Annotated in this window: 21 protein-coding genes and 1 pseudogene; 7 read left to right on the forward strand and 15 right to left on the reverse strand. The window is 60.4% G+C overall.

Annotated elements, in window-relative coordinates; genetic code table 11:
• Position 1: 1 nt before the first annotated feature.
• Positions 2 to 1,978 (forward strand): type IV secretory system conjugative DNA transfer family protein, encoded by a 1,977-nt coding sequence (locus QN413_RS21220; RefSeq protein WP_323498563.1) that lies wholly within the window; start codon positions 2 to 4, stop codon positions 1,976 to 1,978.
• A gap of 102 nt (positions 1,979 to 2,080) precedes the next feature.
• Complete coding sequence (locus tag QN413_RS21225; RefSeq protein WP_323498564.1) at positions 2,081 to 2,683, forward strand: hypothetical protein; 603 nt, start codon at positions 2,081 to 2,083, stop codon at positions 2,681 to 2,683.
• Positions 2,684 to 2,730: 47 nt separating this feature from the next.
• Here the strand turns inward: QN413_RS21225 and QN413_RS21230 are convergent, their stop codons facing one another.
• The 3 genes and pseudogenes from QN413_RS21230 to radC all read right to left on the reverse strand — a co-directional run.
• Entirely contained in the window at positions 2,731 to 3,561 is an 831-nt protein-coding gene (locus QN413_RS21230; RefSeq protein WP_323498565.1) for a DUF932 domain-containing protein, read from the reverse strand.
• 682 nt (positions 3,562 to 4,243) lie between these two features.
• Positions 4,244 to 4,843 (reverse strand): hypothetical protein, encoded by a 600-nt coding sequence (locus QN413_RS21235; RefSeq protein ID WP_323498567.1) that lies wholly within the window; start codon positions 4,841 to 4,843, stop codon positions 4,244 to 4,246.
• 135 nt (positions 4,844 to 4,978) lie between these two features.
• Positions 4,979 to 5,410 (reverse strand): annotated as a pseudogene (gene radC / locus QN413_RS21240) (RadC family protein); the annotation flags it as partial.
• 437 nt (positions 5,411 to 5,847) lie between these two features.
• Between radC and QN413_RS21245 the strand changes: the two are divergent.
• Positions 5,848 to 6,147: a hypothetical protein gene (locus tag QN413_RS21245; protein ID WP_323498568.1), complete on the forward strand. Its 300-nt coding sequence runs from the start codon at positions 5,848 to 5,850 to the stop codon at positions 6,145 to 6,147.
• A 331-nt stretch (positions 6,148 to 6,478) separates the two neighbouring features.
• On the opposite strand, the gene QN413_RS21250 is transcribed toward QN413_RS21245, so the two are convergent.
• From QN413_RS21250 to QN413_RS21290, 9 genes are all read right to left on the reverse strand, one after another.
• Positions 6,479 to 6,802, reverse strand: coding sequence for a hypothetical protein (locus QN413_RS21250; RefSeq protein WP_323498569.1), 324 nt, complete (start codon positions 6,800 to 6,802; stop codon positions 6,479 to 6,481).
• Positions 6,803 to 7,341: 539 nt separating this feature from the next.
• Positions 7,342 to 7,728 carry a hypothetical protein gene (locus tag QN413_RS21255; protein WP_323498570.1) on the reverse strand — a complete coding sequence of 129 codons (387 nt, stop codon included), beginning with the start codon at positions 7,726 to 7,728 and terminating at the stop codon, positions 7,342 to 7,344.
• 159 nt (positions 7,729 to 7,887) lie between these two features.
• Complete coding sequence (locus QN413_RS21260; RefSeq protein WP_323498571.1) at positions 7,888 to 9,105, reverse strand: type II toxin-antitoxin system HipA family toxin; 1,218 nt, start codon at positions 9,103 to 9,105, stop codon at positions 7,888 to 7,890.
• Complete coding sequence (locus QN413_RS21265; protein ID WP_323498572.1) at positions 9,095 to 9,397, reverse strand: helix-turn-helix transcriptional regulator; 303 nt, start codon at positions 9,395 to 9,397, stop codon at positions 9,095 to 9,097. Before QN413_RS21265 ends, QN413_RS21260 begins: the two co-directional genes overlap by 11 nt.
• A gap of 380 nt (positions 9,398 to 9,777) precedes the next feature.
• On the reverse strand, positions 9,778 to 10,356 hold the full coding sequence (locus tag QN413_RS21270) for an FAD-binding oxidoreductase (protein WP_323498573.1): 579 nt from the start codon (positions 10,354 to 10,356) through the stop codon (positions 9,778 to 9,780).
• A 54-nt stretch (positions 10,357 to 10,410) separates the two neighbouring features.
• Positions 10,411 to 10,683 (reverse strand): hypothetical protein, encoded by a 273-nt coding sequence (locus QN413_RS21275; protein ID WP_323498574.1) that lies wholly within the window; start codon positions 10,681 to 10,683, stop codon positions 10,411 to 10,413.
• A 101-nt stretch (positions 10,684 to 10,784) separates the two neighbouring features.
• Complete coding sequence (locus QN413_RS21280) at positions 10,785 to 11,054, reverse strand: hypothetical protein (RefSeq protein ID WP_323498575.1); 270 nt, start codon at positions 11,052 to 11,054, stop codon at positions 10,785 to 10,787.
• A gap of 349 nt (positions 11,055 to 11,403) precedes the next feature.
• Positions 11,404 to 11,997 carry an acyl-homoserine-lactone synthase gene (locus QN413_RS21285; RefSeq protein ID WP_323498576.1) on the reverse strand — a complete coding sequence of 198 codons (594 nt, stop codon included), beginning with the start codon at positions 11,995 to 11,997 and terminating at the stop codon, positions 11,404 to 11,406.
• Between the two features lie 65 nt (positions 11,998 to 12,062).
• Positions 12,063 to 12,455, reverse strand: a complete 393-nt coding sequence (locus tag QN413_RS21290; protein ID WP_323498578.1) for a DUF4902 domain-containing protein — start codon at positions 12,453 to 12,455, stop codon at positions 12,063 to 12,065.
• Between the two features lie 312 nt (positions 12,456 to 12,767).
• Here QN413_RS21290 and QN413_RS21295 point away from each other — a divergent pair, with 312 nt between their 5' ends.
• Positions 12,768 to 13,481 (forward strand): autoinducer binding domain-containing protein, encoded by a 714-nt coding sequence (locus QN413_RS21295; RefSeq protein WP_323498579.1) that lies wholly within the window; start codon positions 12,768 to 12,770, stop codon positions 13,479 to 13,481.
• A 72-nt stretch (positions 13,482 to 13,553) separates the two neighbouring features.
• Positions 13,554 to 14,327, forward strand: coding sequence for a hypothetical protein (locus tag QN413_RS21300; protein WP_323498580.1), 774 nt, complete (start codon positions 13,554 to 13,556; stop codon positions 14,325 to 14,327).
• A gap of 100 nt (positions 14,328 to 14,427) precedes the next feature.
• On the opposite strand, the gene QN413_RS21305 is transcribed toward QN413_RS21300, so the two are convergent.
• Both QN413_RS21305 and QN413_RS21310 read right to left on the reverse strand, forming a co-directional pair.
• Positions 14,428 to 15,132: a class I SAM-dependent methyltransferase gene (locus tag QN413_RS21305; protein WP_323498581.1), complete on the reverse strand. Its 705-nt coding sequence runs from the start codon at positions 15,130 to 15,132 to the stop codon at positions 14,428 to 14,430.
• A gap of 211 nt (positions 15,133 to 15,343) precedes the next feature.
• A complete protein-coding gene (locus tag QN413_RS21310) occupies positions 15,344 to 15,691 on the reverse strand; it encodes a hypothetical protein (protein ID WP_323498583.1) in 348 nt (115 codons plus the stop codon).
• A 583-nt stretch (positions 15,692 to 16,274) separates the two neighbouring features.
• On the opposite strand from QN413_RS21310, the gene QN413_RS21315 reads away from it, so the two are divergent.
• Together QN413_RS21315 and QN413_RS21320 are read left to right on the forward strand one after the other, a co-directional pair.
• A complete protein-coding gene (locus QN413_RS21315; protein ID WP_323498585.1) occupies positions 16,275 to 17,282 on the forward strand; it encodes an HDOD domain-containing protein in 1,008 nt (335 codons plus the stop codon).
• A 502-nt stretch (positions 17,283 to 17,784) separates the two neighbouring features.
• A complete protein-coding gene (locus QN413_RS21320) occupies positions 17,785 to 17,952 on the forward strand; it encodes a hypothetical protein (protein ID WP_323498586.1) in 168 nt (55 codons plus the stop codon).
• 677 nt (positions 17,953 to 18,629) lie between these two features.
• On the opposite strand, the gene QN413_RS21325 is transcribed toward QN413_RS21320, so the two are convergent.
• Positions 18,630 to 19,370, reverse strand: coding sequence for an SOS response-associated peptidase (locus QN413_RS21325; RefSeq protein ID WP_323498587.1), 741 nt, complete (start codon positions 19,368 to 19,370; stop codon positions 18,630 to 18,632).
• Between the last annotated feature and the right edge of the window lie 212 nt (positions 19,371 to 19,582).

Genomic DNA, 19,582 nt, shown 5'->3' on the forward strand with positions numbered 1-19,582 from the left:
GATGAAAACCCGTTTCAAAATGACCTTGGGGGCGGTGTCGCTCTTTGTCATCGGTGGCCTGCTGGCCGCGACCACTTTCCTATCCGGTGCTGTGCTGTTCCTGCTGCACAAGAAGCTGCCGCAGAACGTGAGCTTCGCCACCATCGGGCAAGGCTGGGACGAGGCCCAGACTCCGGTCGATTTGAAGAAGGTCTACCTCAGCGTGCTGGTCGCCGCCGCAGTGTCGTTCGGCGTGCCCGGTTTTCTCCTCGCGTATGCGCTCAAAAAGCGCCCCGAGCCTGTGCATGGCAACGCGCGCTTCGCCTCGCACAAAGACGTGCAGGGCGAGGGTCTGCGGGCGGCCAACGGCATCCTGCTCGGTCGCCTGGGTCCGGGCATGACGAAGCGCAGCCTGCTCTGCCTGCCGGGATACGAGTTCAACCTGATCGCAGCGCCGACGCGAAGCGGCAAAGGCGTGAGCCACATCATCCCTAACCTTCTCACCTTCGACGGCTCGGTGGTGGTGCTCGACATCAAGGGCGAGAACTACAGCCTCACAAGCGCGTTCCGCAAACAGCATATGAAGAACGAGGTCGTGTACTTCAATCCGTTCTCGGGAAGCTCGATGCGCTGGAACCCGCTGAGCTACATCTCGAAAGACCAGAACTTCCGCGTCAATGGCCTGCAGGCACTGGCAAAGCTGATCTATCCGGCAAACCCGAAGGAACCGTTCTGGCCAGACTCCGCGGCCAACCTCTTTGTTGGCCTCGCTCTACTCGTCCTCGAAACGCCGGGCCTGCCTCAGACGATCGGCGAGATCCGTCGGCAGAGCACCGGCAAGGGCAAATCAATCTCCGAGTACCTGATGGAAGTGATGGAGCTGCGCGCCGACCCGACCAAATGTGACTTCCCTCTTTCGAGCGCGTGCATCACGTCGCTGCAGCTGTTCGTCAAGAACCCGGATGCGACGCTCAACAACATCGTGGCCACGCTGGTGGCACCGCTCGCAGTCTTCGGCAATGCGGTCGTGGACAAGGCAACCTCGGGTGACGATTTCTTCCTGACGGATGTGAGGAAGAAACGGGTGTCGATATACATCCACATCCCAGCCAAGGAAGTCGTGCAGGCAGCCTTCATCGTGAACCTGTTCTTCTCTCAGCTCATCAATGAAAACGTCGGAGAGCTGCCAGAAGACAACCCCGCGCTGAAGTACCAGTGCCTGATGATCATGGACGAGTTCACCTCGATCGGGAAAGTCGAATCGATCGCCAAGGGTGTCGGCTTCATGGCCGGCTACAACATGCGGCTAGACATCATCATCCAGGACAAGTCACAGCTCGAGGCCGCGTACGGCAAAGAAGACGCACACAACATCCTTTCGAACATGGGATCGCGGATCGTCTTCACCCCGAACGAGGTCAAGGATGCCGAGGACTACTCGAAGCTGATCGGCAACACGACGGTCACAGTGAACAACCGGACACGACGGCTGACCGGTACGGGCATGGGTTCGAGCAGCAGCGACACCGCCACCGAAGGCCTTATCGCCAGGCCGCTCATGCTGCCTCAGGAGCTGCTGTCGATGGACAAGAAGAAGGCACTGATCGTGCGCGCAGGGATACCCGTCATCCAAGCCGACAAAATCATTTACTACACCGACCCGTACTTCCTCGAGCGCTTCCGGTCGGTGCCGATGAAGACGGTTCGCCTTAACGGGGCGGAACGATCGGTGCCGGTACCGCTCGAGGTACCCGTCGCCAAATGGCGTGCATACAACTGCACCGTCGAGCAGTCGGATTTCTATGCACTGGCCGGCGCAAATCCAGAGACGTGCACAGAGCCATTTTTCCCGTCGCTGAAGAAGCGCGTGGAGCGCACTGATCTTGTGGAGCAGATGAACGCACAGGAGGACCTCACGGACGCACAGGTATCGATCATGTCGAGCCAGCTCCTTGCGGGTCTGGTCGATGAATTCACAGCCAAGTTCGAGAGGATCTGACCGCACCAGAGGGTGTGCAGCGTGTTTTCACGGTGGCTGATTTCCAGCCTTCCGTACCTCGCTCCCGGCATACGGGAGCGTTTACAAATCAGGGAGTGTCAGATGAATACGAAAACTGCAGAAGGCGTCAAAGCCACAACCGATTCGACCGTCGCCGAAGCGAAGTATCCCGAACGAACAGTGATCACGGCGCCGATGGCGCGATCCGAATGGGCAGACGCCAAAGCCAATTTCGAAAGCAAGACCACCGGGCAAGTGAACCTGGGCCTGGCGAAGAACAACACCGTCCAGCCTTACAAAGGGCAGGTGCTGTACATCACCGATACGCACATCGTCCAGCGAGTCAACGCCAACGTCGCCGTGGTACATGAGTTTTCCAAGCTGTCGAACGGTGCGGAGTTGAACGCGGCCGTCGACAACGGCAAGCTCAAGCCAGGTTCGCAGATGGAGGTGAGCTACGCGCAGGATCATGGTCGAGGTGACGTCGTGCCCTTCAACAGGCTGCGTGCCGAGATCGTCCAGCGCGAAGTAACCGAATGGGCCAAAGAGAACATCAAGGCGCCAAAGGCGCTGGAGACTTTCCTGAAGACGATGCAGAAGGCGACCCTTGCCATATCCGCCGATCGCTCGCCGAAGGCGTTGGACTTGAAATCTCCGTTGGCCGAGGTGCAAAAGTCGAAAGACGCACCGCCGATCGCCCGTTAAGCAAATCCGGGCGCTGGTGACACAGCGCCCGGGCTTCGTCTGGGTGCTCAGGCCTTGAGCTTTTTCATTTCCTCGGCCAGCACCCACAGCGCGCGATTGACCTTCACGGATTGATCGATGCCCTGGATCTCGCGGGTACGTTGCCGGCGCCCGTTGGTCGTCTGCGCTGCCAGACCACCGCGCACCAAGTTTTCCTGAACCCGGTTGAAGGTGCTCCAAAGGTCGGAACCCATGTCCGCATGACGGCGCGGCGCCAGCAGTTGCATTTCAGTGACCGGTACCGGCTTGGCGAGGTCGGGCTCGTATTTCAGGGCGAGGGCAGCGCGGCCGAAAGCCGTGGCCTCTTCGCAAGACAGCGTCACAGCGCGCATCGCATCCCGACCCTCACGCACCTGCGTGAAGCCCTGCAACACCGCGTAGGCGCCCTCGATCACGTTGTCGACGATCTGGCCCTTGTGACGCACGCGAACATCGGCCACGGTGTCGCCGCAGACCAAGCCGTTGCTGCAGACGAAGCGGAACATGCCCGCCAACATCTGATAGCTGCTGGTGCCGTCATGGCTGTTCAGCAGGATCACTTCATTGGCTTCGCGGTCATCGATCCGTTTCGCATGGCGAAGCCGGATCATGTGTTTCGTGAAGTCGCGTTTGCTCTCGTTGCGCACCCGCGTCTGGCACACCATGAACGGTGCGAAGCCTTCCTTGCGCAAACCTTCGAGGACGGTCGAAGTGGGGATGTACGTGTACCGCTCCGACCGGCTTTCATGCGCAGCCTCGGCAAAGATCGACGGCGCAACACTTCGCAATTGCTCGTCCGTCAGCGGCAAGGCACTGCGGTACGAATGAGAGTTACGGCCAAAACGTGAAGCGAGTTGCATGGTGTTTTCCTTGATGTTGCTTGGTGTTGAAAGAGCTGCCGGGTCCTTAGATTCCGAGCCCATCAATTGATGGTTTCGGGGGCGAGTGGCCGGCTCCCGGATCTCGCCGCCGTTTCCCTGAGTTCGTCGCCCGGTGTGCTGCGGCAGAAGAGCGGACAGGGGAGCAAGGGGGAAGCCTTCGTAACGCGCAAGCGTTATGAACACCCCCTTGCAGGCGAGAGCCGGTCCGATGGCCGATCGGATGCAAAGTCACCGGGAATGGCGAGGAACACAAGGAAACGGAGAGCACGGCGGTCCGGCTTCGCGCAACCGAAAACGCCGCGCGGCAGCGCCTTCACGCACCGCAGGTGCGGCTGGCCAGAGCAAGCGCAGCGCGCAGCACCGGCGCAGCCGATGCGAAGGGAGTCAAGAAACTAAAAAAGGGCGAGCAGGCGCAGCCTGGTCGCGGACCCCAGTGGGCGCCAACCGCAGGGCGGCGGGAGAGGGCCGACTGGCCTTCTCCCTGGAGGCGACCGTCAGGGCGCAGCGACGCAAGGAGCGAAGGCGTCAGCGATGGAAGCCCGAGAGGGTAGAGACGCACCGCGGCTCGATGCGCAGCACGTCAGCGTGGCCGGTGAAGCCGGCGACGCACAGGAAGCATCTGTGCAGGAACAAGTTATCTAATGCCGTTGCAAAAGGCCGGTCAGATCAACGTTGCGCTCACTCCGCGCGCTACAAGCGGCGCAATGCCGTCGTAGAAGAAGATCAAGCTGTCCTCCGGACCGTTGAGGGCCCGCCCACGAACCTTGCCCATGAAGCAAACGCCGACCTCTGCATCCGTCGGGCCGATGACCAACACGAACGGGTTGTCCTCATCGCTACGCAAATAACGCCCACCGAATGCACGCCGTGCGACTTCGAATGCGTAAGCCGATGCAAGGAAGTGCAGATCGTCCGGCAGCGGCGCCTTCTGTTGGAAGAAGTCCTGGAGAACGCGGTCCACCAGTTCTAGCGAGCCACGGCTGTAGTCGAGCAACGCACCGTCGATCGGTGCGCCGGGCTTGGAGAACGCCCGGACGAAGTCCGCAGCCTGGGACGCCATCGCCGCTTCGAGTGTCGAAGGCATCTTTCTCTTATTCAAAAAGCTGAACAGACCCATGGTCGGGCCTAAGCGCTGGCGGGTGTGAGTACAACGAGGCCCGCACACGTGTTGTTGGTTTTCATACATTCCCTGATTCGCCACGTCCGCTCCCCCGATTGGGTCACGTGTGCTGGCTGTTTCCGGCACCAGCGTCGATGTCATGCATGGCTGCTCTCATTTTCACGTCCGCGGCCTTCCACCTCTTCAAGCAAAAACTGGTCCGCGCGTACTAACTCACGAACAGAGGGACCGTGCACGGGAAGCAGCAACCGGCAGTCCGGTCGCTGCATCGATGCGTCACATCAGCCCCTTCGCCGCCATCGACAACGAACGTGTACCGGCAACGATCACATGGTCCAGCACACGGACATCGATCAGCGCCAGCGCAGTCTTCAGCGTCTGCGTCAGTGCCTCGTCCGCACGCGATGGCTGTGCTGCTCCTGACGGATGGTTGTGACTCAGGATCACAGCGGCGGCCTGATGATGCAAGGCCCGGACCAGGATCTCGCGCGGATAGACGCTGGTCTGCGTCAGCGTGCCCCGGAACACATCCTCGAAGGCAACAAAGGCGTGTTGTGCGTTCAGGTACAGCACCGCAAAGCTCTCGTACGGTTGACCGGCGAAGTGCAGCTTCAGAAATTCGGAGACGGCCGTCGGTGAATCGAACACCGGCCGATCGGTCATCTCTTCGGCCAGCAGCTCCTGCGCCAGCGCCAGGCTCGTCACCAGGCTATGGCATCCCGGCAGCGATGACTCGCGTGCGAAGTACGTGAGCCTCTGGAGCGACCGTCCATGGGCTTCGTAGAGTGCTTCGGCGTCGTTGCCGAAGAAAGAGTGCAGCGCCTCGATCGTGCGGCGTTGTTTTTCATTGAATTCAGTGAATGCGGTCATGAGAGAGCCCTGTCGATGTCACAGGCGGAATGCCTGCGTGAGTCCAGACCTCCTCGCCGCAGCGCAGCGCTCAAGGTCGCCATAGGCGCGCGGTACGCGCCGAGCACGCAAAGCGCGCACAGGGCCTTGAACGCGAGAACGGTGGGGTAGTCTCAGAACACACAGGCAAGCCCTCCCCTGCCCTGTTCCTATCCACATCAGACGAAAATGCGGCCACGGCTGGACCGCGACCTCAAGCTCCTGCATGCTGTGTCAGCAACGCAAGGAGTTTTGACATGGGCATGGGCTTTCTGAGCACGATAGGTCGAGAGAACGAAGACGATGATCCGGTCGGGGAAGGGGCCGACCCGATTGATCGTTTCACCGAAGCGGCGGTTGCCGTCGGCCTGATTCGGCCGGGCGACAAGCTCGACGGGAACATGGTCGAGCTGTGTCTGCGCGTCGTCGAGATGGCCGCACAGATGGGTGATCACTATCGCCTCGCCGACTTCCCTTGCGACACTGTTGGCTCCCAGATCCGCGCTGAACTAGGTCAGCAGTCCGCCGGTAAGGGACCGCAAGTTTTGGATGAATAGGGGCGCGCAAATTGAAGAGGACCTCACCTGTTCCAGCTGCTTTATTAGGTATGTACTTATTTACATTTACGTAGTGAGGGAAAATTGACCTGTCATCGGCATCTGCCGCGCAGCGACATTGCCGAGCCAACTTCTTCCCGAGCCACTGCGGACATCGCCTTGCAAGTACGACGAAGCAACGCGCCGCACGCCTCCTGAAAGAGCGCGCTGAGCACCGCAATGCACGCCGTCTCGAAACAGCATCGATATGCGTCGCCGCCTCGATTGCCCTGGGCAAGTAGCATCTGAGTCGAACCCTGGACGCAGCCGGCCTCAGCCACGCTTGGCCCAACTACACGGGCTCGCTGCGCCTGGGAATTGACATCGGCTCATGCATCGGCGTCGCCGCCATTGACGCGCCCCAACTACCGCTTATGCGCCGCATCATGCAGGCTTTGCCAGCATCCAGTGCAGCCTGATTGCTCGGCAGCGGCCCCATGGCGAAATCGATCACCAGCGGCTTTTCGCCGGCCTGCGTCTGCTGGACCAGCGTCCAGAAAAAATGGCCCGCAATCGGTTCGTCGATGATCAGCTCGTGTGCGTCAGGCATAAATGTGAAGAGAAAGTGAACTGCCTCATTGAAACTCCGGCATGGCGACGCCGAAAGTAAAAACATCACAACTTCGCGTGCGATTGACAGAGGAACCCAAGTCGCGCTCCTGGCCTACATGGCCAGAGTCGCCCGCCGAAGGGCCCGACCGGTCAGCCGCGTCGCACAGTCTGGAGGAACAACAGCTGAGGCTTCTACAAAGCGCGACGCGACAGACATGCCTGATTCCACGCGGACGACCCCATCTCCCCCGACCACACCGGATGGCCGCTACATCGTCGTACGCGGGCGACTGTGGCGCACCGCAAATCCTGCGCTGGGCTCCGCGGAGAGGCAGACCTTGGTGGACCAGCTTATGGCGGCGCGACGCAGGGTATCAGTGGCCAAACAAGAAACGGACTTGCCTTCACTGGCGCCGGCACAGCAACAGGTCGATGCAGCGAAGCACGCCCTCGGCGAGCGCGGGCCGGTCTAGTGGTCGGATAGCTCACCGGACCTGAATCGGCACATGGTTCACACCACGCCATACGCTGCTTGGCATGCAGCGTTGCACAAATGAAGGTGGGTGGACGCGATGAGCGTTGACCGATGTGTTCGGCGTGGAATCAATGCCCTTTTTCAAAGGCCGGGCGTGCTGCTTTGATGAGCGCACTTCGGGTTTTCTGCAGTGCCGCAAGTTGGGCCAATTGCACCGGGCAGTCGGAAGTGGACGCAACCAACACGAAGGCACTCCGACGCAGCGCAGTGATCTTCTTCTCGGTGTCAACAGGCGTGCGATCCTTGGAGATCAGTCCAGCCTTGACCGCCGCGGTCGACTGCCTGAAAAAAGCGCTCTCGAACGCGGGCGTTCCGCACCTCGCGGCGATCACGCGCAAGTCAGCCTCGCGCTGTTCAGGTCCTGTCGCGTTGTTCGACAGGTCGGCCCCGTACGCGCTGATGGATGCCACGAAACTCACGGCCGATATCACAAGGCCTGTATTGAGGCTCCTCATTCGCTTCTCCCTTTCCAAGTCCAACTTCGAATCGATCGTAAGCGGTGCATCGCTGCGAAGCGGCCCTGTGCATCAAGGCATGGTCGTCGCGTCGCGCTCACGCAACGTCTTGTGCTGCGCTGGTCCCAGAAAGCTTGAGCCACGCCGCAGAGCAAAAATTCAACCTTTGGCGTAAGTCATCCCGTCCTGCCAGATCGGCGTCATCTGCTCCAGCAGCACCTTCGGAACCCGCTCGTCCGATGCGGCGTTGCGCAATGTCGTATCCATCGCATCAGCGATCCGACCGAGCACTTCCCCGGGTCTGGCCACGCCGCACACCGTGCTGCCGAAGCGGTGGAGTTCTTCCGTGGTGGGATAGGCTCGGGTCTGACCTGTTCCTGCAAAGAGCTTCAGCGCAAGCGTCCTGTCCTCCAGTTCCGGCCCCCCAGCATAACGGGCATACCGATAGATGGCAGTCGTCACGACGTCGAACATCGGCGCCAGTCGGCAGTCTGCTTCGGAGTGATAGAGCACTCCGTAGTTCTTGAGGTGGCCGTCGCCATTGCGCACCATGATGCTGAACGCCACCTGCTCAAAAAAGCGCGACAGGCTGTCGCTGGGCAACCGGATGTACCGCAGGAGGTCCGCCACGCGCTCATAGCTGCCATGGTATTTGCGATCGGACTGGATGTCGCGCACCCGCAGGCCCATCAATGCAGCGATGTCTTCGAAGCCCAGTCGCGATCCGTCGGTCTCGATGTCGAAACGGTCGACCAGAAGCATCTGGCCGTCATGCGAGAGATCAAAGCTCGGCGTCACTATCCCGGCCATCCTGGCTGCCGTCAGACACAGGAACTCGTTGGCCGCCAGCCCGGGATACACCGCAGAGGCAGTCTTTACGATGAGTGTCGGGATCGGGACGGTGGGACGGTCCGGCACCATGATCTTGGGTTGCATCCCGGCAATGCCGGCCCCCGTACTGAGATAAGCGCGCACCAGTGCGTCGAAGACTTCCGGGGTGTAGCGCATCTCGAGCAATGTTTTACGCGAGATGTGCACGGGCGAATCCGCTACACGTGCGCCGGGGAGCCGGAAGCCCAAACGGCCGATACCGTTCGAACCCACCAGCGCCAAGAGGTGCATGGGCGTGAGTGGCTGCTTGGGGAACATGGCCCGCAGTCGCAGATACAGGTCGCCCTCTGGAAGATTCTGGTCCATGACCGCAAACAGGTCGCCATCCTGGTAGGTCGGCTGGCTTGGCGGCATGAGCAGCGCTACTGCGGGCTGGTCGTCGCGGCTGCTCAGATATCGGAATTCGTAAATCGAGTGCTTTAACAGCTGCCCGGCGGCAGCGTTACTGATCTCGACGTCGAGCTGCTTGATCTTGTCAGGGAGCATCGTCGTCTTCATCCTGGGCAAAGCGTTGCTGGACATCTGCGAGAGTCGGCATGCCCAGCCGCTCGAGCCGGATAGTCAGGTCCATGGCGCGCAGGATATCGAGCAAAGAGCTGACGGTGACGTCTTCCCCGCGCTCCAGGCGATAGAGAACGTTGCGCGCACGACCCGAACGTGCCGCAATGTCAGTCGCTTTGAATTTGCCTTCTTTTCGTGCGCGCTGCACCGCGGCACCCAGATCGGTCGGCAGACGTATTTTGTCCTTCATACGCCACATATTAGGCAGAAGACGCATAAATGTCTATTTAAAAGGACGTCTAGCCAACGACCAGTTTCCGTCAAAACGACGGCTGCCGCCCAATCCGACAGCCGTTCGAAAAGCTTCGTAGCCGGTGCATCGCGTTTCATCGCCTACGAATTGCTGGCGGCTCGCAAGGAAGTTGGTTCCTAAATCCGCTGGTACGACGAGAAGCGGATCAATATCTCCCTCGGGTCTCCCAGCCCCAACGAATACCGAGAGAGTCTTGGACTTACAACATAAAACCAGTCCAAGTTTTTATCCGCATCCCCGGTGGGTCAAGATTCAACCGGCGTAGACAGCCATGAGCCAGCGAAGCGACTCGCTTAACGGGGCGCGGTGCTTCGATCTACATGCTTGCTTTCTGAGTCTGCGACTCACACGCCCCGGTCAGTGAACCGGTACCAGCCGATCACGGCCGACACGTAGAAGCGACGCAGCCCATACAGCGGAAACGGCTTGATCACAGAGGGCGCGACCGGCAATTCGGCCTTGTCCCCGGAGTGGATGTAGGCGGCCAGTGCCTGCCCCATGCGCGTCTGCAATCCAACGCCACGGCCCTGGCATCCGATGTCGATCAACAGCCCCGGCGCTGGCTCGTGCAGATGGGGCAGGTAGTCCCGGGTTATCGCGACGTGCCCGCACCACCGGTAAGCGATCGGGATGGCAGCCGCTTGCGGAAAGAGTTTTCCCACAACGTTCTCGAGATGCGACCAGTCACCGGCTTGCCCTGGGACCGGTTCCCTGAATGTTCCCCTCCCGCCCATCAACAGTCGGCCGGTATGGTCGATGCGGTAACACAGCAGCAGATTGCGGGCATCGGATGACACATGCCCTTTGGGCATGATGGAACGGCTGATGGATCTATGCATCTGGGGCCAGAGGTCGTCCGTGTAGCCGTTGGTGCACAGCACCACCCGCTCAGCCGTGACCGTAACACCTTGCTGGATGTGCACCTGCCACTAGCCGCTGGCTTGCGATAGCTGATTAACGGGACTCCGCGTGTGAAGCTAGAACGACGTCCCCGCCCAATCCGAAAGTCGTTCAAACAGCGTGGCCGCTGGCGCATCACGTTTCATCGCAATAGCTTGGATCACTGCCCGCGCGGTCGCCACCGATTCAATGGCCCCGGCTACTTGTGCGGTATTCCCAGCACGGTCCATATCATTCCGGCGAACCGAGCTGGCGAGCGTTTTGAACTCCGACGGCGTCAGCCCTTTGGCGCGTCGCACATAGTCCGAAAAAGCCACCATTTTTGCGAAGCATTCAAACCTGTCTGACATCGGGTCGCAAGTGCGCTGCAAGTAGCTAATTGTCGTTATTCTGAAGCGTTTTACGCGAGGCGGCGAGGCTTTTGCGTTGGCAAACTTTGAAAAAGTGGGCGCTACAGAACCTGGAACCCACTGTCGCACGTAAGGGGCTTGCGCTCGTAGTCGCCCAGCCATGCGCGAAGCCGTACTGACAGTGCAGCGCTGGCAGCAGCACGATCGGGGAAATGTCCGTCGAGCGCGAGCATGCACACCCATTCCCCATCCCTGAACACATCTGCCTGATAAGTTGCTGTCCCGGCGGCGGCGCCTGTAGCCACCAGCCGCATGGTCCATTCCGGCAGGGCAAAAAGCTGCTCCTCTCCAAAGGCAGTCTGGGCGTTCATGTGCTTCCAGTTCGAACATCAAGTGCGACGCTGGCATTTTAGTCGCGCCGCGCTTTTCTGCGACACGCACGGCAACTGCTATTCGCCGAAAGCCTTATGGATTTCGGACGGCCGGTACTGCTTGATGTGAACTGACGATTAGCTTGGAACTTGTGTGGGATCGGCCTGCGTCATGGCCCTGCCTAAGAGCCAGCAGCGACATCATTAACGCACAGCCGGCACAAGCGTTTCGACCGACAAGTTTCTTCCCGCGTCAGGCAGCCGGCGTCTGCGCCATCCTTTTTGAATACATGCTGGCAGGCTCGTACCGCCTCGCGGTCGCCAGGGCGTGTAACAACTACGGCAAGCATCAGTGAGCTGGCGCGACAGCCTTCCTTCGTGCTTCCACCTCGATCCAGCACGCGAAGATCGGATGACCGTCGACGATCATCGGCGGCGCGGCGCGGTGCGCCTGGAAGCCCTCGCGACGCAGCAGCCGCTCGATCCCCAATGGGGACACCGTGATGATGCGTTCGGCACCGTGCGCTGCCGCCACTTCGATAGCCTTTTCCAGAAGTCCGACGGCGACTTCGGACGAAAACTGACTGAGTGCATTGCCGTGAGGTGCGTTGAAGTCCACCGCCGCGAACCGCGACAGCTCCCACACTCTTGAATCGCAGGGTGGTGCCGCACCGCCCAGCAATTGAGGAAAGACCTCCCCCAGCAGATAGGGGCTGGTCGTGGGCAGCAAACGCGCCACACCCACCACCTGGGCAGCCTCATCGCGCGCTGCGATGTAGAGCGTCTCGTCATGATCGAACTGGTCTTTTTCAAGACCTTGGTGAGTAACAAGATCCCATCCCAACGTCTCTACGAAAACCTTGTATCGGTAGCGACCAACATCGTCGAGGACGTGTTGTGCCAGATGACCAGGCCGGCCTGCCAGTATTTCCATTTGCTTCATTCCCGAAGTTGTATCGGGCATTTCAGCGCCGGCCCGGCGCGCGCGAAACTATCAGTTCTGATAGGTCAGCTCGCGTAGCGCCCGCACACCGCTTCGAAGGCGGGCGTATTCCAGTCGAACGCATCAATGAGCGAAGCCATGACTTCGAGGCTTTGCTCCCACGGCAACGGGTCCAGTTCGCCTCTCAGCACAAGGACGTTGGTTCGCGGCATGCCAAGGCGGACCACCCTCGGCGCTGGCGAATGCGTCTCGAGTTGCCAGTCCCAGCCCAGTGTCAGGCCCGGCTCCTCGGCGCTGACCCACTCGGTGTAACCGCAAAGCGTCGTGCTGCTGCCGCAGCGGTGCGTGCCGTCTGCGAGGGCGTCATCGTCGATGCCCGACATCAGGTGCACCAACGTGATGGCGCCAAGTTGTCGTTGATGCAGTCGCAGCAGTCCGTCGGCAGGATGGTTGTTCATCACGGCTCCCATGGGGAATGGCGCGCTCGCATTGATCGCGCGGGGGTGTGAGCTTGCGTGCGTCGGGCCGCCAGATCAACCCGTCACTTTTCATAGGCTGCGGGCAACTGCGAAGTTGTCCACGGATCGACAACGATGACAGATAACAGAGCCGATAGCCATTCGACTCACGTATTGCCGATGAGGTAGATTGACCCCTTGGACGTGTCCGGCGGCCGCTGCGGGCGCACACTGCACTGGACATGACGCTAGCCATTGTTTAACCGAGCTTGCCAAAGCCTGGTCTCAATCGATCAACCGCCCTGCAGATTCATGCCATCGTTCACCGAGAGCCTCCTAACCGCGCTCGATCGTGCCGAGAACGAAGTTGTGGTTTTTCAGGCCCTCGTATCGGCCGCCAGGACGCTTGGCTTCGAGCATGTCGCTTATGGCCTGCGCCTGGCAGTGCCCGTGTCGAATCCGAAAGTCATCACGCTCAACAACTATCCGGAGCCATGGCAGACGCGTTACCAGCAAGCGGGTTATCTGGCGATCGACCCGAGCGTGCGTCATGGCCAGCGAAGCCAGGAACCACTGGTATGGGGTGACGACGTATTCGGTGCTGCGCAAGAGTTGTGGTCTGAAGCGAAGGACCAGGGCCTCCGAGTGGGATGGGCGCAGTCCAGCCTGGATGGCTTCGGTGTTGGCGGCATGCTGACCCTGTCGCGCTCCGGCGAAATCCTGAGCGAAATGGAACTGCATCACAAGGAAATGGAGATGCGCTGGCTGGTGCAGGCCGCGCACCTGTCGCTCTCTCGCCTCATGAAGCCGAAGTTCACGCTGCAACCCGAGGCGCCTTTGACGCCCCGCGAGATTGAAGTGCTGAAGTGGAGCGCCGACGGCAAGACGGCCGGCGAGATCGGCGACATCCTTTCAATTTCGATGCCCACGGTGAACTTTCACATCAAGAATGTCATTCACAAGATGAAGGCGGCCAACAAGACGGCGGCGGTGGTGCAGGCATTGATGTCCGGTCTCCTGAACTGATCGTGGACCGCCCAGCCGACCTACCATTTCTGGTAGTTACTGGCTGCTTCGTCTTTCGATTGAATCGAAGAGATGAAAATCGCCAACTTTCTGGCCGCCGCCGAGATCCGGGTGCACCTGTCTGCAGGCGCACTCATCGCTTGCGAGATCAAGCGCGGCTGGGGTCCTGGCACCATCGTGCGCAAGGCCAGCTTCGCGTTCGAGAGCGGCGAGCGTGCAGCGGCAATGCAGGCGCTGGCGGATTGGATTGGCAAGACGGCGGCACGGCGATCCGTTTTCTGGATCGTGGGGCCGACCGACGCGCAATATTTCATGCTGCCGTGGGCACCGGCATGGCTCGACCGAACGCTGCGCGATTCCTATGCACGCGCCCATTTTGAACAGCTCTTCGAGTGCGATGCCTCGCTCTCGACCTTCTGCTTCGCGCATCCCTCCGACGACAGCGAGCAGCTGGTCTCTTGCATCTCCAAAGCACTGCACGCGGAGTTGGTGGCCCATGCCAAATCCGCACGTTGCGATCTGGGCGGTATAAAGCCTTCCATACCGGCGGTCTGGGATCAATTTCGGGACGTGCTGGAAACCGAGGACGGCACGCTTTGCGTAGTGGACGGCGATCGGCAGGCGCTTGTGCACCACGACAAAAAGCACATCAGGAACGTCGTCGTGAAGCCGTGCGGCAAGTCGGCGGGTGTCCCGGCAGCCCGCACTGGCGTCTCGCGTCTTTTCACGAATGCCATCACCGGCGGGCCGAACAAGTCGATCGCGACCCTGACTTTGCCAGCACAGCGCGGCTATGTCGACGCACAAGACACCGTCTATTCCTTCGCACTGTGCGGAGCACTTTAGACAAGCAGCGCGCCGCGCCCCTTTTCCCAACTCCTGAAGCGGTCAAGTTGCTTCTCGCGGAGCCTCTTTACGGTATTCGCCATGCGGCACGCAAAATCTCCTACTCGGCCTTTCTGAAAACCACGACATGCTGCCAAGGCAGCGTTTCGACGGTTCGGGCCCAGGTCAGGCCCAGCGCCTGCGCTTCGCGCCGGACCTGCGCTTCGCTCATCTTGTGCAACGGTTTGATCGGCACGCTGGCATCTTCCGCCCGGTACTCGACAAAGACCACTTGGCCGCCGGGCTTGAGCGCCTTGACGAGGCTTCCAAGCACCGCATCCGGATACGCTAACTCGTGGTAGACGTCGACCATGATGGCCAGATCCACAGAGGACGGTCGCAGCTTCACATCCGTCTCGCTGCCGAGTAAGGGTGTCACGTTGAACAGGCCATCCTGCTGCGCCGCCTTGCGCAGCAGGACGAGCATTTCAGGTTGTACATCCACGGCGAACACCGTGCCCGACGGCGCGACCGCCCGTGCCATGCGCCGCGACAGAAACCCGGTGCCGGCCCCGATGTCCGCCAGGACCATGCCGGGCTTCAGGTCCAGGGCTCTGAGCAACAGATCCGTGCGCTCCTCCCTCTCGCGTTCTTCGCGGTCCAGCCAGGCTGCGCCCTGCCAACCCATGACCTGCGCAATCTCTCGACCCATATAGCGCTTGCCAATGCCGTCGGCGCTGGCAGGACCAGTGACGTACACGGGCATTTGGGCGTTTGCGAGCGACACGAGACACGCGCCCGAGACGAGCAGCAGCGTCTTGTACAAGCGCAATGCCGCCAGTTTGCAAAGGGGTCCGTCTGTCACTCTGTGGCGCCGCATTGGCGACGTATGAGTTTTGTGCATCGATGAATCGTCAAAACCAAAAGGCAGCTCCTCATATGCACGGAAATCGCGGAACCAAAATTGGCGGGCTCGCAGCCAACATCAATGCGTTTCGCTCTTTGCGCGCAGCCGCACCAAGCAAGTAGTACGAACTCTACTCGGGCGGCATGATGCCGATCGCGCTCAGATCCGTCGCAAGGTAATGGCGCACAACCGGTTCACGGTCAATGAGCTTGGCGCGGTCTGCAGGCGCAATGGTGGGTCGGAGCGTCTCCGCGCCTGTGAAAGCACAGATGCTTTCCATCAAATCCCAGGTCGAAACGACGGCCACCTCGGTGCTGCCGTCGCCGAGATCGCGAAACAGCGCCACAGCGCGCTGACAGCCGGGTTGCGCACGCAGCTCTTTCAGCTTGGTGACTTCCAGATGCGCGCGGCATTCTTCATGGAGTTCGGTGCGAATCCAGAATGTCCACTCCCGAAGGATGTTGCTGTTCTTTGGCATTGATCACTTTGTCCCGAGTTTCTGCCGAATCCGCGCGATGACTTAGCGACTGGCATTGCCGAACTCTGAAACTCACAGCGCATTTCTCCGCATCATTCGATCTCCGCCGTGATTCGGACAGGAACGAAGTCGCAGCCAAATCACATTTGAACCAAGCCGTTCATTTTTGTGGCCGGAATGTGAATGAATTGCGCTTGCGGGGGTGGCTTGGGCAACGTCTTCTGAACCGGCGAGCCAACCGCAGAACCCGCACCTGAATGCGTGTGGGCACTGGATCGCTTTTGACAACGACGGCGTACCTTCAGATGCTGTTGAACGCGTACTTGGCCGAGCTCCAACAAAAGAACGAACGTTGTTGTGACGAACTGCCGCATGCGATGACCACCTTTGAAACTACGATCCATGAGTTACCACCAGAGTCCGAAACGCCCGCCTTCTTGCGACTCTTCGCCTGTTCGACTTCAAACATCCTATGCACCGCATCCTGAGTGCCTTCGTCGACTTCTGCTCCGTGACACGAGGGATATCGCGGATCGGTTCGGACCGTCGACGGGGCGCACACCTGCAGGACACGACACCCCCTTTGCAATCGCTGCCCGCGGTGACAGACCTGATCCACGTCGCAGCGGATGAGCCGGATTACGCCCAAGCAGCCGCGGCGCAATGGCATGCGTCTGAAAACTTCCGCCTGATTCCAAGCGCCGAGGCCGAGTCCCACGTGCGCGATCAACTTGAAAAACAATTCAAGGACCTGCCACGACCACCACGGGCATTCCACGAGTTGCTGTCGTTCGACTTCGTCGCGCGTGCTTCGTCGAACTACGTCGGCGACTTGGTAGCAGGGGAGCCAATCGTGGCAGCCCGCATTCTGGCAAGGGTTAATTCAGTGCTGTACGGCGCCCGAGCGCCCATACTGCAGATTGGCCAAGCCATCACGTTTCTTGGCCTGCAAAGCGTGCGCAACATCTGCCTGCGCTATCTGCTCGACGAGTCCTTCAAGACAGCAAACCCAGCCATGCGCGCGTCTCTCGATGAAATCGGTAGGTCCAGCGCTATCGCGAGCGAACTGTGCCATCGCTTCGCGAAACGCATGGACCTGGACGACCCCGCCTCGTTGACCACGCACGTCGTCCTGTCCTTCACGGGCCATCTTGCGTGTGCGTTAGTCCGGCCCGCGGACCAACGCACAGCGCCTGATGCGGACACGCTAAGCCTGCTGCAACGCTTTGAGCGGCAACAGGCATCCATCGGATTGGCTGCACCGGAGGTGGGACGCCTGCTGCTCAGTTCGTGGAGCCTGCCACCGTCACTGGTCGACAAGGTGGCCATGATGGACCGGGTGGCAATGCCACTCGACGGTGCGCCAAGTCTGCAAAGCCAGACTCGGGCCATTGGGTTCCTCTGCGCGCGGCTGGGCGAACGGTTGGCACGCAAGCAGGTCGCCAACACCGAACAGCTCGAAGCCCTGCTGCAAACCGATCCGGATCTGCGTTTCCTTCGATCGTATTTCGATTCGACGGCTTACGACGATGCCCTCCGGAGCATGGTCGCACCGGATTTTCTGGAGGGACTCGACGTCGTAGAAGCGTGACACGCAAAAAGGTTGAAGCGCTGAGGCAGGCGGATAGGCACCTTCAGACACATCCTCAAATGCGGCGTCTCCGCGACACCGCTTGCCAATGCGTTACGTTCTTAACAGGCGTAGTCCCCACTGTGACCGGTTGGACAGGCGAGTCGTGCAACGGGTCGGCTTGCCGCACGCGCATGGTGACCACCCCAAAGGCACATCATCGAAAAAAAGGCGGTCACGCCCGCCCTAACTCGATGTACCGCGGCCAGTCAGTTTGCGCGCTGTTCTAACGACTGCGTTGCGGCTTTTCTGCAACGCTGCCAGCTGCCCGAGTTGAGCGGCACAGTCCGACGGCCCAGCCATCAGTATCAAGGGATTGCGCCGCAGCGACGTGATCGATTTCTCCCCCTCGACGGGTCGGCGGTCTTTCGCGATCAGTCCAGCGGAAACAACCGCCATCGACTGCCGGAGAAAAACTTTTTCAAAGGCTGGTGTGCGGTCGGGCCATCATCTCGCGCCGGCTATGCCGCCTTCGGGCTGCAATGTCTACGAGACGCTCGGCTCTGGCTACACACTGCTGGCGTTTGGCACCAAGGCCAAAGTCCTCAAGGATTTTCGCGACGTTGCAGCTGAGTTGCGCATGCCGCTCACGATCGTGCAAGACGACTGCAAAGGCGCAGTCGAGCGCTAGGCAAACCTCATTCTCATTCGACCCGACCAGTTCGTTTGCTGGGCCTGAAAGAACGTCGAACTTCACGGCAAAGAGGCCTGGGAAGGTTTGTCCGTTGCCAGAGGATGACGCGACCCGCGCAGGCGCTAACTCGCGGCGGGTATCGCACCATTGGTGAGCAGGCCACCACCAAGTGGCTCGGAAATTGGGGCCTGCCGCGTTTGTTTTTATGTCCCATCCAATACGCCGCCGATGCATCGCCGGATCGTGACAGTCCAGCTTTTGTACGAACGTCCCGGCTGTCGGTGTCCTGACGAAGCCAACCGGGCAGTGCAGGCAATCGTGGTGACCACGCCGTGGTTCAACAACGATGCCAGCGACCGTAAAAATCACCATGCAAGTCGTTTATATGTTCGGAAGCTTTGCCATCCCGGACGAGACGAACAGGATTCCCTTCGGAAGCGAGTCGTCGGAGGCGATGGCAGCCTCACTGAAAGTCACCGTTACCCCAGCCGGTTTTGGCTACCGGAGCAGATGCAGCAGCAAATGAGCCACTAACGCCCTAATGCCAACGCCAAATCTGAGACTGGGAAGGCGGATGGTTTCCAACTGCGCCGATGCCTACTCGCCTTCAGTCAACGCAGACCACCCGATGTCAGATCTGACGACCAGACGTCAAGGGTGCTAAGACATGCAGTTCACAGTAAAAGTCTCGCCTCCTGAGCAGCCGCAGGCTGGTCTGCCGGTCCCGCGTTGAACAGTTCCACCGGCGTCAACTGAACGAGCGCTTTGGCTTCTTCCACTGTACCGGCAAGCCACTGGTCGAAGTCAACCTGTTCCACCAGCACGAGCGATCGCTTGTCCTGTTGTTGCGGCGGCAACGATAGCTTCGTCTTGGGATCGAGCATCGGCTTGTGCATGCGATTCATTAACGGATGCACATCGGCGTTCATCGTGAGCATGGTGTAGTTGGGCACGATCTCGCCGGTGATTGGATCGGTCCACATGCTCCAGATTCCGGCGACACCCCAAGGTTGTCCGTCTGAGCGCTCGAAGCGCCACCACACGTTTTTCCCCGTCTCCCAGTTGGGCTCGTCGAACGACGACGCCGGAATGATGCAACGCTGGCCTCGCTTCCACGCATCGCGATACGTCGGCCTGCTCGACACGGTTTCGCTGCGGGCGTTCACGGTGCTCAGACGCTTCGGCTTGTCGCCCAGACCTCTCGGCTTGCTCATGGGGATGCGCGTTTCGCAGTCGGCCGGAATCATTCCCCACTGCCCCACGACAAGATCGTTCGAACCATCACTGGCCCGGCGAATGAAGGGGCCCGGGCGCAGCGGATGGAGTTCACGCACCCAGCCGCTCTGATTGCGCGGGCCGACGTGCCAAAGGGCCTCGATCTCGCGGACTTCCGGGCTGATGTAGCGGGTGCACATAAGGAGATTCTGCAATGCCGCGGCGCCGGCGTCGCGCGGTCGAACAACTGCCTGGCACGGCGGACCAGTTCATCGGATTTGTCCAGGCCCCGCGCTTGGCGATTCCTTGGTTGTCAATGGTCTGAGCCACTCGGCCGCAGCCTCCACGGGCGTCAGGCTGCGCAAGCGCGCGTCTTGCCAGAGCGCGGCCGCCTGCGCCTCCAGTTCGACTG

It is taken from the genome of Variovorax sp. LG9.2 (genome assembly GCF_035018885.1).
In the GTDB taxonomy this organism is placed as follows: domain Bacteria; phylum Pseudomonadota; class Gammaproteobacteria; order Burkholderiales; family Burkholderiaceae_C; genus Variovorax.